The organism is Geodermatophilus obscurus (genome assembly GCF_900143215.1).
Taxonomy (GTDB): Bacteria; Actinomycetota; Actinomycetes; order Mycobacteriales; family Geodermatophilaceae; genus Geodermatophilus; species Geodermatophilus obscurus_A.
Window position 1 is genome coordinate 1 of record NZ_FRDM01000042.1, and the last position, 13,673, is coordinate 13,673.

The 13,673-nt window shown below is 73.3% G+C and carries 14 protein-coding genes and 1 pseudogene; 4 read left to right on the forward strand and 11 right to left on the reverse strand.

The window, feature by feature from the left end; genetic code table 11:
* Positions 1-127: 127 nt before the first annotated feature.
* From BUB17_RS21860 to BUB17_RS21875, 4 genes and pseudogenes are all read right to left on the reverse strand, one after another.
* Positions 128-490, reverse strand: coding sequence for a hypothetical protein (locus tag BUB17_RS21860; protein WP_072920782.1), 363 nt, complete (start codon positions 488-490; stop codon positions 128-130).
* 282 nt (positions 491-772) lie between these two features.
* A pseudogene (locus BUB17_RS21865) lies at positions 773-936 on the reverse strand (transposase); the annotation flags it as partial.
* 183 nt (positions 937-1,119) lie between these two features.
* Positions 1,120-2,154, reverse strand: coding sequence for a polysaccharide deacetylase family protein (locus BUB17_RS21870; protein WP_244277423.1), 1,035 nt, complete (start codon positions 2,152-2,154; stop codon positions 1,120-1,122).
* 543 nt (positions 2,155-2,697) lie between these two features.
* On the reverse strand, positions 2,698-3,492 hold the full coding sequence (locus BUB17_RS21875; protein WP_072920784.1) for an exodeoxyribonuclease III: 795 nt from the start codon (positions 3,490-3,492) through the stop codon (positions 2,698-2,700).
* A 195-nt stretch (positions 3,493-3,687) separates the two neighbouring features.
* Here BUB17_RS21875 and BUB17_RS21880 point away from each other — a divergent pair, with 195 nt between their 5' ends.
* Positions 3,688-5,265 (forward strand): LCP family protein, encoded by a 1,578-nt coding sequence (locus tag BUB17_RS21880; RefSeq protein ID WP_083606515.1) that lies wholly within the window; start codon positions 3,688-3,690, stop codon positions 5,263-5,265.
* Positions 5,266-5,294: 29 nt separating this feature from the next.
* On the opposite strand, the gene BUB17_RS21885 is transcribed toward BUB17_RS21880, so the two are convergent.
* Positions 5,295-6,893 carry an ABC transporter permease gene (locus BUB17_RS21885; RefSeq protein ID WP_083606516.1) on the reverse strand — a complete coding sequence of 533 codons (1,599 nt, stop codon included), beginning with the start codon at positions 6,891-6,893 and terminating at the stop codon, positions 5,295-5,297.
* Positions 6,890-7,819, reverse strand: a complete 930-nt coding sequence (locus BUB17_RS21890) for an ABC transporter ATP-binding protein (RefSeq protein ID WP_072920785.1) — start codon at positions 7,817-7,819, stop codon at positions 6,890-6,892. The genes BUB17_RS21885 and BUB17_RS21890 overlap by 4 nt, the downstream gene beginning before the upstream one ends.
* A gap of 100 nt (positions 7,820-7,919) precedes the next feature.
* Here BUB17_RS21890 and BUB17_RS21895 point away from each other — a divergent pair, with 100 nt between their 5' ends.
* The 3 genes from BUB17_RS21895 to BUB17_RS21905 all read left to right on the forward strand — a co-directional run bounded on the left by BUB17_RS21895 (position 7,920) and on the right by BUB17_RS21905 (position 9,024).
* Complete coding sequence (locus BUB17_RS21895; protein ID WP_208983572.1) at positions 7,920-8,432, forward strand: GbsR/MarR family transcriptional regulator; 513 nt, start codon at positions 7,920-7,922, stop codon at positions 8,430-8,432.
* A 94-nt stretch (positions 8,433-8,526) separates the two neighbouring features.
* On the forward strand, positions 8,527-8,721 hold the full coding sequence (locus BUB17_RS21900; RefSeq protein ID WP_072920786.1) for a hypothetical protein: 195 nt from the start codon (positions 8,527-8,529) through the stop codon (positions 8,719-8,721).
* Positions 8,722-8,823: 102 nt separating this feature from the next.
* Positions 8,824-9,024 (forward strand): hypothetical protein, encoded by a 201-nt coding sequence (locus BUB17_RS21905; protein ID WP_072920787.1) that lies wholly within the window; start codon positions 8,824-8,826, stop codon positions 9,022-9,024.
* A 15-nt stretch (positions 9,025-9,039) separates the two neighbouring features.
* Here BUB17_RS21905 and BUB17_RS27110 read toward each other — a convergent pair whose 3' ends face one another.
* The 5 genes from BUB17_RS27110 to BUB17_RS21930 form a co-directional block, all read right to left on the reverse strand.
* Positions 9,040-9,414: a DUF1801 domain-containing protein gene (locus BUB17_RS27110; protein ID WP_072920788.1), complete on the reverse strand. Its 375-nt coding sequence runs from the start codon at positions 9,412-9,414 to the stop codon at positions 9,040-9,042.
* A 203-nt stretch (positions 9,415-9,617) separates the two neighbouring features.
* A complete protein-coding gene (locus tag BUB17_RS21915) occupies positions 9,618-10,829 on the reverse strand; it encodes an acyl-CoA dehydrogenase family protein (RefSeq protein WP_072920789.1) in 1,212 nt (403 codons plus the stop codon).
* 63 nt (positions 10,830-10,892) lie between these two features.
* Positions 10,893-11,180, reverse strand: coding sequence for a DUF3040 domain-containing protein (locus tag BUB17_RS27115; protein WP_072920790.1), 288 nt, complete (start codon positions 11,178-11,180; stop codon positions 10,893-10,895).
* Between the two features lie 206 nt (positions 11,181-11,386).
* On the reverse strand, positions 11,387-11,830 hold the full coding sequence (locus BUB17_RS21925; protein ID WP_072920791.1) for a DUF4383 domain-containing protein: 444 nt from the start codon (positions 11,828-11,830) through the stop codon (positions 11,387-11,389).
* Between the two features lie 179 nt (positions 11,831-12,009).
* A complete protein-coding gene (locus BUB17_RS21930) occupies positions 12,010-13,653 on the reverse strand; it encodes a carbamoyltransferase family protein (protein WP_072920792.1) in 1,644 nt (547 codons plus the stop codon).
* Positions 13,654-13,673: the final 20 nt, after the last annotated feature.

Sequence of the window (13,673 nt, forward strand, 5' to 3'; positions counted from 1 at the left end):
TTGAGGTCGGTCGTCACAACCCGAGCCTGAACACCCTCCGTCCGCGCCTACAGCGCCCTATGACCCTGCCGGCCGATAGGACTTACTCGTCTAGGCGCTGAGCCCCGCCGTCCTGTGGCGGCGGGGCTCAGCGCTTCTCAAGAGCCAGCAAGTCGCCTATGACGGCGTGCAACTCCCGCAGGGTGTCGACGTCGCCGCGCTTGCAGTTCCACGCGCGGGAGAGGCCGCGAATGCGTTGCACCTGCTGCCCCTCCTCGGAGGTCGCCGACGTCGGCGTTGACGAGTCCGGCGCGGGAGACGCCGCCGACGCGGAGCCCGTCCCGTCGCCTGTACCACTCGGACGCGTGACGCCGTGCCGCCTCGGAAGCTTCATGCGGATGTCGGGGCCGGTGACACGGGCGACGGTGCTGGGGGTGCGCGGCGAACGACCGAAGCTGGCCTGGTTGTGCGGAAGCGGCCAGCGAAGTGCGGCGGGCGGCAGATCCACCATCCGTCCCGACGTCGCCAGTGAGAAGCAGGCACCTCCTGAGCAGCCACCGGAGCACTGGTGATCACTCCCCGGCACGAGCCGCTCGAGATCGGTAGGAGGCGGAGTCGCTGACCGCAGCACCGCATACCGGGCGAGTCTCCGCCGGAAATCTGCTCGACCATGCGGGCTCGGATTCGGGTTGGCGACGTCTGCCGGAAGGCGGCGGGTGCCCTACCAGTTGTCAACCGCGGACCTGCAGTAGTCCTCCAGTCCGGGTGGACGCGGTCGGGGCGGTGCCGCCCTGGGCAGCTGATTCCAGCTGATCCCGGTCCTGGGCACCAAGACGAGGCCGGCCAGCGCGGCGCGATCGTCGACCGGTCCGGATAGCGGTGGCGACGGAAGTTGGACGGCGGCAGCAGCGGAGCGATCCGCAGCCACGGTCCGTCGGGCACGAGCTCCTCGAGCACCCAGGCCAGCCTGCTCGGGACAGATCACGTCCTACGGCAGCCACGCCGAGGTCAAGTGAAACGATCTCTCAGGGGCACAACGCCTGCGCAAGCGATCGGCTGACTTCAGCTGATCGGCCGCGGCGCTCCGCTACAAGAATCTCCACGCGGCATCGTGGGCCCTGATGGACACCACAGCCATGATCAGGGCGCCAGGAAGGTGCGCCATCCGTCGGGAGGTGGTTGACCCGGCGAGAGTGTCCGCAGCCGGGCGAGCGTGGTCGGGTCCTGGACTTCCAGCCAGGCGACGAGTTGGCGGAAGGACACCAGGCGCACGTCAGGCTGTTCGGCCATCTGGCGTAGGGCGTCCTCGATGGCGTCCATGTAGATGCCGCCGTTCCACTGCTCGAAGTGGTTGCCGATGAACAGCGGCGCCCGGTTGGTGGTGTAGGCGCGCTCGAAGCCAGCGAGGAAGGCGTCGCGGGCCTGGGCTCGCCAGGTCGGGTACATGCCCGGGTCGCCGTCCGTATCACCGTTGGTCTGCTTGTACATGATGTTGTAGTCCATTGCCAGGGCGTGGCGGCTCTTACCGGGGAGGGCGCCGGGGAACGGCACGGCCTGCAGGGGGAAGTCCCACAGGCCCAACCGCTGGTCGGGCCAGATCTGCACTCCACCGGGTGAGCTGGCGTCGTACTTCCAGCCCAGCGCAGCGGCGGTGGGCAGCAACCCCTCCTGGCCCTGCAGGCAGGGGGTGCGGCCGCCGATGAGCTCGCGCTCGTAGTCGAAGGGGAGCGGCGCCACGTCGGGTCGGCCGGTCAGCCCGGTGGTGGTCTTCCAGGTCTGCACGAACCGCTTGGCCTGGGCGATCTCCTCGGCCCAGTCGGCCGGCGTCCACAGCGAGACCCCGTTGTCCCCACAGAAGTGCCCGTTGAAGTGGGTGCCGATCTCGTGGCCGTCCAGCCAGGCGGCGCGGACCTCGCTCATGGTGGCGACGACCTCGGCGGTGGACAGGAAGGTGATGTCCGAGGCGCCCACCGGATGCCGTGGCGGGGCGTACTGCATCCGGTGGTCGGACGGCAGGGCGTAGATGCCGCTGAGGAAGAAGGTCATCGCCGCGCCGTACTCGGCCGCCAGCGAGCGGAACCGCGGGAACAGTCCGGTCTCCAGGTTGGCGGCTCCGTCCCAGGAGAAGACGACGAACTGCGGCGGCGTCTGTCCTGGCTCCAGCCGCTCGGGCACTGGCTGGTGCGGCTGGGGACCTGTGTCGGCGGTCGACCCGTCGCCGATGAGCCGCTCGGTTCTGTCACTGCTCTCAGCAGGGTCGTGCCCGGTCAAGCCACGACCCAGCCCGATCCCCAGCACTGCTACCGACGCATATTCCAGGAGCTCCCGCCGAGACAACCCGCTCATGTGGCCGAGCCCCTTCCGCTTGGCATCGTGTGCGGATGTCGAGTCCGACCGGGCTCGAACGGCATCCGCAGGTCGGCCGCGACCGCCAGCATCAGCGCGGCCAGCTGCTCGGGGACGAAGCGGTCGCGGGCCCATCGTCCACGCGCTCGGAGGATCAGCCGGTGATGACGCGCCGAGCATCTGAACGACTGTCCGCGAACCCCGCCACGAGGTGTCCTCATCGGGGCACGAGGACGCCTCGCTGATCCTGAGCACCTACGGGCACCTGGTGCCGGCCTCGGACGACCGGACGCGGAGCGCCATCGATGCGGGCTGGGGTGCGGCCGGTGCGCCGTGTGCCCCAGACGTGCCCCACGGCGCTGGGTCGATGCTCTAGCCGGCCAACTCGACGACGACAGGCGCGTGGTCGCTGGCGCCCCTGCCCTTGCGCTCCTCGCGGTCGATGCGCGCGCCGCCGACCCGGGTGGCCAGCGCGGGGGAGCCCAGCACGAAGTCGATCCGCATGCCCTCGCGGCGCGGGAAGCGCAGCTGCGTGTAGTCCCAGTAGGTGTAGACGCCGGGGCCGGGGGTGTGCGGCCGGACGACGTCGGCGTAACCGGCGTCGACGATCGCGCGGAAGGCGGCGCGCTCGGGCTCGGAGACGTGCGTGGAGTGCGCGAAGACCCGCACGTCCCACACGTCGTCGTCCTGCGGGGCGATGTTCCAGTCGCCGACGAGGGCGACCTGCGCGCCGGCGTCCTCGGCCAGCCAGCCGCCGGCCGCCGTCCGCAGCGCCTCGAGCCACTGCAGCTTGTACTCGTAGTGCGGGTCGGTCAGCGTGCGCCCGTTGGGGACGTACAGGCTCCACACCCGCACCCCGCCGCAGGTGGCACCCAGCGCGCGGGCCTCGACCGCCGGCTCGGGGCTGCCGAAGCCGGGCTGGCCGGGGAAGCCCACCTCGACGTCCTCGAGGCCGACGCGGGACAGCAGCGCCACCCCGTTCCACTGCGAGTGGCCCACGTGGGCGACCTGGTAGCCCAGGTCGGTGAACCGGGACTCCGGGAACTGGTCGTCCCGGCACTTCGTCTCCTGGAGAGCCAGGACGTCGACGTCGGAGCGCTGCAGCCAGGCGACGACGCGGTCGGCGCGGGTGCGGATCGAGTTGACGTTCCAGGTGGCGATGCGCACGGGGACCGACCATACGGAGTGCCTCCGCGGGCGGCGTCCCGGTTCCGGGTCCCCGGTCGTGGGTGAGTCGCCCACCGGCGGGGGTACCCGGCCGGGTGTTCGCGCAGGTCGGCGGTCGGGACGACGGTACGTCGGCACGGTCGGTGGGAGCATGGGCCGCGAGTCGGGGCCGGTCGAGGACAGCGAGGAGACCAGGTGAGCGAGCACGAGTGGGACGGAACGCGTCCCATCGGCCCGTCGCGACCCCTGCCCCCGCCACCGCAGGGCCCGCGGTCCCGGCCGCAGGCCCGCGGCCGCAGCTTCCCCGCGACGCTGGGCCTGACCGTGCTGAACGCCGTCCTCCCGGGGACGGCGTTCCTGGCAGCAGGACGACGCCGGCTCGGCGCCCTGGTCCTCGTGTCCTTCCTCGCGCTCGTCGGCGGCGCCGCCTGGCTGGCCACCACCGGGCAGCGGACCGCCGCCCGAGTCCTCGTCGACCCGACCGCGCTGGTCTGGGTGTTCGGCGGGGTCCTCGTCCTGGGGCTGCTGTGGGTCCTCGTCGTCGTGGCGGGCTACCGGGTGCTGCTGCCCGCTCGCACCTCCCGCGGCAAGCACCTGCTGGGCGGCCTCCTCGTCGCCGCGCTGGTCGCCGGCATCGCGTACCCGGTGGTCACCGCCGGCCAGGTGGCGCTCGCCCAGCGCGGGCTCATCGACGGCGTCTTCGCCGACCGTGAGTCGGCCACGGTGACCGACACCGACGACCCGTTCGGCGACCAGGAGCGGGTGAACGTGCTGCTGCTCGGCGGGGACGGCGGTGAGGGCCGGGAGGGCGTGCGCACCGACACCGTGATCGTGGCGAGCGTCGACACCCGAACCGGCGACACGACGCTGTTCAGCCTCCCGCGCAACCTGCAGGACCTGCCCTTCCCGGCCGACAGCCCGCTCGCCGAGGTGTATCCCGACGGGTTCGAGGGAGCCAACGAGTCCGACAGCCTGCTCAACGCCGTCTACCGCACCGGGCCGGCCTGGTACCCCGACATCCTCGGCCCTACCGACGACCCCGGCGCGGACTTCCTCAAGCTGGGCGTCGGCGAGGCGCTCGGCCTGGACATCCACTACTTCGTGCTGGTCAACCTCGACGGCTTCGCCCGGCTGGTCGACGCCCTCGGCGGCATCACCGTGGACGTCAACTACTACGTGCCGATCAACGGGATCACCGGTCAGGAGCTGCCGGACGACTACATCGAGCCGGGACCGGCCCAGCACATGGACGGCTGGACGGCGCTGCAGTTCGCCCGGGGCCGGTACGGGCTCACCGACTACGACCGGATGGACCGCCAGCGCTGCACGATCGACGCGATCATCGACGCCGCCGACCCGGTGACCCTGCTGGAGCGCTACCAGGAGCTCGCGGCCACCACACGAGACATCGTGAGCACCGACATCCCTCGGTCGGCCCTCGACGACTTCGTCGATCTGGCGTTCCTCGTCAAGGACGCCGAGGTCCGCAGCGTCGTCTTCGACAACACCGTGATCGACCCGGCATACCCCGACTACGACCGGATGCGCGCGGTCGTCGACGACGCCATCACCCCGGCCCCGGCGGACGACGACGCCGCGGACGGCACGCCGACGCCGAGCCCCACCCCGGCTCCCGGCTCGGCGACCCCGGCGCCCGGCGAGCCCGCGGACGATCCCGTGGCGGCGACCGACGTGGCCGACGCCTGCGCCTACGACCCCGTCCGGGCCGCCGAGGCGCGCGCCGCCGGCGAGCCGCCGAACCAGGCCGACTGAAGCAGGGCCCCTGCAGGGTGGGTCCTCGTTCAGCCGGTGAGCAGGTCCCGGCGGCGGAAGCCGCCGAGGCCCAGCGCCAGCAGGCCGGCGGCGACGGCGATCAGGACGGCGAGCGGAGCTGCCTGCCACTCCTCGACGGGGACCGTGGGCGTCCAGGCGAGAGGGGAGAGGTCGTCGACCCAGGCCGGCCAGTCGAAGGACTCGGCGAACAGCGTCGTGACCGCGACGTAGGCCACCGCGGCCCACGCCGTGGCGGTGGCGGCCCGCGGCAGCAGCCCGAACAGCGCCAGCGCCACCCCCGCCACCACCCACACGGCCGGTACGTAGGCCGCCGTCGCGGCGAGCAGCCGGCCGAACTCCGCCCCGTCGCCGGTCGCGGCAGCGCGGACGGCCGCGGTGGTGGCACCCGAGGCCAGCAGCACGACGGCGGAGCCCAGCAGGGCGACCGTCGCGTGGCTGCCGAGCCAGGCCGGCCGGCTGACCGCGGCGGCCAGCAGCGGCTCGGCCCGCCCGGCCGCCTCCTCGCCGCGCGCCCGCAGCACCGCGGACACCGCGTAGGCGGCCGCCAGCAGCGCGGTGGTGGCCGACGTGGTGGCCAGGTAGGCGTCGACCAGGCTGGCGGCGTCGGGCAGGAACGCCCGCGCCTCCGGGTTGTCGGCGAACAGCGTCTCCACCGACTCGGCCAGGCCGCCGTACACCAGCCCCAGCAGCACCAGGCCGATGGTCCAGCCGGCGAGGGCGCCGCGCTGCAGCCGCAGGGCCAGGCCGAGGGGCGACAGCAGGGCCCGCGCCGCCGCCGGCGGGCCCGGCCGGGGCGCCACCAGGCCGGCGCCGAGATCGCGGCGGTCCAGCAGCGCGACGGCCAGCCCGGTGAGGGCGGCGGTGGCGGCCAGGCACAGCAGCAGGGGCCACCACCGGTCGTCGGAGTACGGGTGGGTGGCCTGGGCCCAGCCGATGGGTGAGGTCCACACGAGCCGGTTGCCCTCGACGTCCCCGACGGCGCGCAGCACGAAGGCCACGGCGAGGCCCGCGCCGACGATGCCGTGGGTCGCCCGGGTGGACCCGGTCACCTGGGCCACGACCGCGGTGAGGGCGGTGAAGACCAGGCCGGCGGCGCCCACCGAGGCCCCGAGCAGGAAGGAGCCGCCGGCGGGCAGCCCGGTGGCGGTGGCGGCGGCGCCGATGGCCACCGCCGTCGCGACGCAGGCGATGGCCGCGGTCAGGACGGCGGCCAGCAGCGGGGCGTGCCGGCCCACCCGCGTCGCGCGGACGAGCTCGGTGCGGCCGGCCTCCTCGTCGGCCCGCGAGTGCCGGCTGGTCGTGAACACCGCCATGAGCGCCGCCACGAGGACGACGAAGGCGGAGATCTCGAACGCGACCGCACCCGCCACGGTGTCCAGGCCCACCGGCGGCCCGGCCAGCGCGATGGTGGCGGCGTTGCTGCCCACCGAGGCCTCGTAGGCGGCGAGGTCGGCCGGTGAGTCGTACAGCGCCTGGCTGGAGACCGACTGGGTGGCCACGAGCAGGGCCCCCGCGGCCACCCAGATCGGCAGCCGGAGGCGGTCGCGGCGCAGCGCGAACCGCAGCAGGGTCCCCGTTCCCGTCAGCGAGGTGTGCGGGGCGCTCACGACCGGACCTCCTCCGGGGTGCGGACCAGGCGGTCCTCCACCGGCTCCTGGCCGTAGTGCCGCAGGAAGAGCTCCTCCAGCGTGGGGGGCGCGCTGGTCAGCGAGCGGATGCCGAACCCGCTGAGGCGCCGGACGACGGCGTCGAGGGCGTCGCTGTCGACGTCGAACCGCACCCGGCCCTCGTCGGACCGCAGGTCGTGCACGCCCGGCAGCCCGGCCAGGCCGGTGACGGGGCGGACGGTCTCCACGGCGACCGAGGTGCGGGTGAGGTGACGCAGCTCGGACAGGCTGCCGCTCTGCACGGTGCGACCGTGCCGGATGATGCTGACCCGGTCGCACAGTGCCTCGGCCTCGGCGAGGATGTGGCTGGACAGCAGCACCGTGCGGCCCTCGGAGCGCAGTCGGCGCACCTCGTCCTGGAACAGGGCCTCCATCAGCGGGTCGAGGCCCGAGGTGGGCTCGTCGAGCACGTACAGCTCGGCGTCCGACGCCAGCGCGGCGACCAGGGCGACCTTCTGCCGGTTGCCCTTCGAGTAGGTGCGTGCCCGCTTCCGCGGATCGAGGTCGAAGCGCTCCAGCAGCGCCGCGCGGCGGGCCGGGTCGAGGCCGCCCTGCAGCCGGCCGAGCAGGTCGATGGCCTCCCCGCCGGTGATGCCGGGCCACAGGGTGACGTCGCCGGGCACGTAGGCCAGACGGCGGTGCAGGGCGACGGCGTCCGCCCAGGGGTCGCCGTCGAAGAGGCGGACGGTGCCCGCGTCGGCGCGCAGCAGCCCGAGGAGCACCCGGATGGTCGTCGACTTGCCGGCGCCGTTGGGGCCGAGGAAGCCGTGCACTTCCCCGCTCCGCACCTCGAGGTCCAGGCCGTCGAGGGCCCGGGTGGCGCCGAAGGTCTTGACCAGGCCGGAGACCGAGATCGTCGTGTCCATGCCGTCGCAACGTACACATGCTTCACGAACTTGTGAAGTGTGTTGATTGCGCGATGATCGAGTAGCGTGGGCCGTACGGTCCCAGGACGGGAGGGCGCACGTGGCGGACGTCGAGGACGACCGGATGGCCTTGCTGCGGTTCGTGGAGCGCTTCGGGCTCGTGCTGCGGGAGGCCGGCATGGCGCCGATGCCGGCCCGGGTGCTCGCCTACGCCCTCGCCGATGACGCCGACCACTACACCGCCGGCGACCTCGCCCGTGGCCTCGGCGTCAGCCCGGCAGCGATCAGCGGCGCCGTCCGCCAGCTCGTGCAGGTGGGGCTGCTCGTGCGGGAGCGGGAGCCGGGCACCCGCAGCGACCTCTACGTGCTCGACGACCGCGACCTGTGGTCGCGCTTCATGACCGCGGAGCTGGCCAGCCTGCGTCGCTTCGAGGAGGCGGTCGCCGGGGGAGTGGAGCTCCTCGGCACCGAGCGTCCCGGCGGCCGGCGGCTGGCCGAGACCCGGGACTTCATGGCCTTCCTGCACGGGGAGCTGGTCGACGCCCTCGCCCGCTGGCCCGCGGAGCGCGACCGGCTGGCCGCGGAGCGGAACGGGGCGCCGGTCCCCCGCTGACCCGGCCGCGGCCCCCCGCTGCCCCGGCCGCGGGCCCCCTCCGGTGGTCACCGGCCGCCCGGGGCTCGCCTCGCGGAGGCCTAGGGTCGGCCGCATGACCTCACCCGCGGGGGACCGCCGCGAGCGTCTCGTCGCCCTGCTCGTGGCCGGCGTCGCCGTCGTCCTGCTGGTGTCGTCGGTGACGTGGTTCGTCAGCGACCAGGCCGTCGTCGGCGTCGCGCAGCTGTTCCTCGGCGTCGTCCTCGCGGCGGTGGCGGCCTTCCTGTACCGGCGCGCGCAGCACCGCTGACCACCGCATCCGGACCCTGGCCTCGGCGGCCCTCCCGTTGCGCGCCGGGGTGGCGCGCACCACGCTGGGGCCTCCTGGAGGCGGACCGAGCGGAGGTCGGGCGTGAAGCTGGACAAGCAGGAGCTGCTGCGGGTGCTGCACACCGAGGGCGACAACGACACCGCGGACAGGGTCGCTGCCCAGCTGCCGGACGAGATCGACACCGACCGGGACGGCGACGCGCTGGAGGCCGTGGGCCTGGACCGCACGCAGCTGATGGCCAAACTCGCCGGCGGCGGCTTCGGCGGGACGATCGCCCCCTGACGTCGTCCCGGCCGCTCAGCGGCTGCGCAGCCCGGCGCCCAGCTCGACGGCGTGGTCGAGGAACGTCGCGACGACGGCGGCGTCGACCTCCTCGGGAGCGGCGAGGTCGAGCGTGCGCACCTGCTTGCCGGTGCCGGACAACCGGCCCTCGGGATCGGGCAGCCGGGCGCCGTGCTCGAACACCAGCTGCACCCGGTCCGCCGTCGGGAACACCGCGCAGACGAAGCTGGCCACCGGGTCGCGGTAGTTGATCGAGTGCCAGCCGCGCCGCACCCGCTTCTCCAGCTGCGGGTGCGCCTTGAGCAGCACCGTGCGCAGCCGCTGGGCGGTGGCTGCGACCGCTTCGGGGTGCTCGCTCAGCAGGTCCTCGGCCTCGGGGTCCGTGGGCACGGAGGCAGCCTGGCACCGGGCACCGACATCCCGGAACGGGTGCCCGTGCCCGGCCCCGTCCAGGGCAGGCCCCGTCCAGAGGCTCGCCGCAGGCCTCGTCCCGGGTCCCACCCTGAGCCTGCGAAGGGTGGGGAGGACGAGGCCCTTCCACGGTGAGGAGGACGGGGTCCTTCTCCGAGGGGTGGGGAGGACGGGGTCCTTCTTCAGCCGACGTACGGACGCTCGCGCGCCAGCTCCTCCTTGGCGACCCCGCGGATGTGCACCGCATCCGGGCCGTCGACGATCCGCAGCGTGCGGGCGCTCGCGTAGAAGCGCGCCAGCACGGTGTCGTTGCTGACCCCGGCGCCGCCGTGCACCTGGATGGCGCGGTCGATGACGTCGAGGGCGACGCGCGGGGCGGCGACCTTGATGGCGGAGATCTCGGTGCGGGCGCCCTTGGCGCCGTACTTGTCGATCAGGTCGGCCGTCTTGAGCACGTAGAGGCGGGCCTGGTCGATCTCCATCCGGGAGAGTGCGATCGCCTCGCGCACGGTGCCCTGCTCGGCCAGCGGGCGGCCGAAGGCGACCCGCTTCTGCGTGCGGTCGACCATGAGCGCGAGTGCCCGCTCGGCCATCCCGATGGCCCGCATGCAGTGGTGGATGCGGCCGGGGCCGAGCCGGGCCTGGGCGATCATGAAGCCGTCGCCCTCACCGGCCAGGATGTTCGACGCCGGCACGCGCACGTCGGTGAACCGCAGCTCGGAGTGGCCGTGCTGGTCCTGGTAACCGAAGACCGGCAGGTGCCGGATGATCTCCAGGCCAGGGGTGTCGCGGGGCACGAGCACCATCGACTGCTGCCGGTGCGGGGCGCCCTCGGGATCGGTCTTGCCCATGACGATGAAGATCTGGCAGCGCTCGTCGGCGGCGCCGCTGGTCCACCACTTGCGGCCGTTGATGACGTACTCGTCGCCCTCGCGGACGATCGAGGTCTGGATGTTGCGGGCGTCGGACGACGCGACGTCGGGCTCGGTCATCGCGAAGCCCGACCGGATCTCGCCCTCGAGCAGCGGGTTCAGCCAGCGCTCCTTCTGCTCGGCCGTGCCGAACAGCATGAGCGTCTCCATGTTGCCGGTGTCCGGCGCACCCACGTTCATCGCCTCGGGGGCGATGACCGGCGACCAGCCGGTGATCTCGGCGACCGAGGCGTACTCGAGGTTGGAGAGGCCGCCCAGCTCGTGGTGGAAGAGGTTCCACAGGCCACGCTTGCGCGCCTCGGCCTTCAGGTCCTCCAGCACCGGCGGGTGCTCGTGGTTGTCGTGGCCGCGCTCGGCCCGCCACTGCTCGTAGACCGGCTCCGCGGGGAACACGTGCTCGCGCATGAAGTCCCACGCGCGTGCGCAGACGTCCTCGGCCTTGGCGGAGAGAGCGAAGTCCATGAGCGCAACGTAGAGCCTGGCGGAACAGCCGTCTCGTCAGGGTCCGGCTCCGCGGCCGCGCCATCAGGACTGCGGGTCGTCGTCCGGCCGGTCCGGGGTGCACGGCAGGCAGTGGCTGATCGCGAAGGGGCAGCCGATCAGCACCAGCAGGGCCATCACGCCGAAGGCGGCCGGGCCGATCAGGAAGGGCGCGGCCACGGCCACCACCGCGGCGACGAGGACGAACCAGAACGCCCCCCGGCCCGGCGGCCGGACGCGCACGCCGGGGCCGGCGGTGAGGCGGGCGGCCAGGTCGGGGTCGTTCCGGGCGAGGTCCTCGCCCAAGGCGCGCAGCACGGCGTCGTCGTCCACGGCACGGCCTCCGGTTCCGGCACGTGCGGCGCCGCGGGCTCGGGCGCGACCGGGGCGCGGTCGGCGTCGTCCCCCGGCGCGCCCCGCGACCAGCCTCCGCCGTCGACGGCCGTGTCGCCAGACCCTCGAGCGCGCGTCCTCTGCCGGACGCGCCGGAGGCCGGGCCCGGTGCGGGACCCGGCCTCCGGCGACGTGCGGGCCGTTCCTCAGACGCGCGTGCCGCGGTGGGGAACGGCGTTGCGCACCGGGCCCAGCGCGATGGCGAGCCCGGCCAGCGCGCTCACCAGGTGCAGCCAGTTGTCGGCCCAGTTGAGGCTCAGGAAGTCCCAGGTCTGGCCGACGGCGAAGAGCCCGTAGAGAAAGGTCGCGCCGTAGCCGACCGCCAGCAGCCACCCGTAGGTGCGGGCGCCGGCGAGGGTCCGCGCCAGGAGCAGCCCTGCGGCACCGATCAGGATGTGCACGACGTTGTGGAACGGGTTGACCTCGAAGCCGACGATCGTCTCGTTCGTGTCGTGCCCGAAGAAGTCGTCGAAACCGGTGACGAAGAAGCCGACGATCCCGACGAGCAGGTAGACGGCGCCGATCACCAGCGAGAGGAGCTGCGGCCAGGTCCGTGCTCCGCTGGTCGTGTTGCCCGCATTCGCGGCCATGGTTGTCCTCCAGGGTGCGATCCACCGCCAGGGCTCGGCGGTTTCGTTGATCGGCTCGGTACCCCTGAGCCGATCACCGGTAACGGGAGTACTCCGTCCGGGGGACGGTCGTCACCGTTTCGCAACCTGTGCAGGCACCCGGCCGGCCGGGCGGTGTTCGCGCCCCGAGGCCGGCTGGTTCACCTCGGGGTGGACCGGCTCCGGCGGACGACGAACGGGCCGATGGCCAGCAGGTCGACCGGCGCCGACCCGAAGCACTCGAGCGCGTCACGCGGGTCGTCGACCATCGGCCGGCCGGCGGTGTTGAGGCTGGTGTTCACCACGACCGGGATCCCGGTGCGGCGCTCGAAGGCCGCGATCATGCGGTGCACCAGCGGCTCGGTCTCCCGGTCGATCGTCTGGATGCGCGCGGTGCCGTCGACGTGCGTGACCGTCGGGATGCGGTCCCGCCACTCCGGCGCGACGTCGTGCACGAAGAGCATGTACGGCGAGGGGATCGGGCCCCGGTTGAAGATGTCGGGGGCCCGCTCCAGCAGCACCATCGGCGCCACCGGGCGGAACTGTTCCCGGCCCTTGACGTCGTTCATCCGCTCCAGGTTGGCCTCGAACCCGGGGTGGGCCAGCAGCGAGCGGTGGCCCAGCGCGCGCGGGCCGAACTCCGACCGGCCCTGGAACCACGCGACGATGCCGTTGTCGGCCAGCACCTCGGCCACGGCCTCGGCGACGTCGTCCGGCCGCTCGTAGTCGATCGCCGCCGTCTCCAGCCAGCGCTCGATCTCGTCGTCGCTCCAGCCCCGGCCGAGTGCGGCGCCCGGCATCGGCTCGGTGCGCTCGCCGAGCTCGGAGGCGACGTGCAGGGCCGCGCCCAGCGCCGTCCCGGCGTCGCCAGCGGCGGGCTGCACCCAGACCTCCTCGAAGGGGCTCTCGGCCAGGATGCGGGTGTTGGCCACGCAGTTGAGCGCGGTGCCCCCGGCGAGGGTGAGCACGCGGTCGCCGGTCTGCTCGTGCACCCAGCGGGCCAGGTCGACGAGCACCTCCTCCAGCCGCTGCTGGACGCTGGCGGCCAGGTCGGCGTGCGCCTCGGTCCACTCGTCGCCCGTGCCGAGCCGTGGGGCGAACTCGGTGAAGTCGATCCGCTCGGTGACGAAGCCGCCATCGCCGGTGGCCCGGATCAGCTCGGACAGCTCGCCGACGAACCGCGGCTTGCCGTAGGAGGCCATCGCCATGACCTTGAACTCGTCGGAGCTGCGCAGGAAGCCGAGGTGGTCGGTGAGCTCCTCGTACATCAGGCCCAGCGAGTGCGGCAGCGTCTGGCCGGCCAGGACCTCCAGCTGCCCGTCGGTGTAGCGGCCGGCGAGGTGGCTGTGCGCCTCGCCGCGGCCGTCGAGCACCAGCACCGAGTTGTCGCGCTGCGGCGCGGCCAGCCCGGCAGAGGCGGCGTGCGCCACGTGGTGCTTCACGAACCGGACCTTGGCCGGGTCGAGGCCGGGGAGGGCGTGGGCCAGGAAGTCCGGCGCCTTCTCGGCGTACATCCTGCGCATGACGTCGCCGTCGTCGAACAGGCCGGACTCCTCCGGGGTCCCCATCAGCGCGGGGTCGAAGGAGTAGGCGACGGCGTCCAGTTCCTCGGCGCGGATGCCGGCCTCGGTCAGGCACCAGGCCGCCGACAGCTCGGGCAGCTCCCAGGCGCTCCACGGCAGCGGGCGCTTGCCGTGCTTGCGCCGGCTGAAGCGCTCCTCCTCGGCCGCGGCCACGACCCTGCCGTCGATGACCAGGGCCGCCGAGGGGTCGTGGTAGATGGCGTTGATGCCCAGGACCTTCACCCGTGTACTCCTTCCGCCGG

Coding starts and splice junctions, on each gene's coding strand:
- BUB17_RS21860 (WP_072920782.1), bottom strand. CDS start 490: ATGGTGGATCTGCCGCCCGCCGCACTTCGCTGGCCGCTTCCGCACAAC.
- BUB17_RS21900 (WP_072920786.1), top strand. CDS start 8,527: ATGACCTCACCCGCGGGGGACCGCCGCGAGCGTCTCGTCGCCCTGCTC.
- BUB17_RS21890 (WP_072920785.1), bottom strand. CDS start 7,819: ATGGACACGACGATCTCGGTCTCCGGCCTGGTCAAGACCTTCGGCGCC.
- BUB17_RS21925 (WP_072920791.1), bottom strand. CDS start 11,830: ATGGCCGCGAATGCGGGCAACACGACCAGCGGAGCACGGACCTGGCCG.
- BUB17_RS21915 (WP_072920789.1), bottom strand. CDS start 10,829: ATGGACTTCGCTCTCTCCGCCAAGGCCGAGGACGTCTGCGCACGCGCG.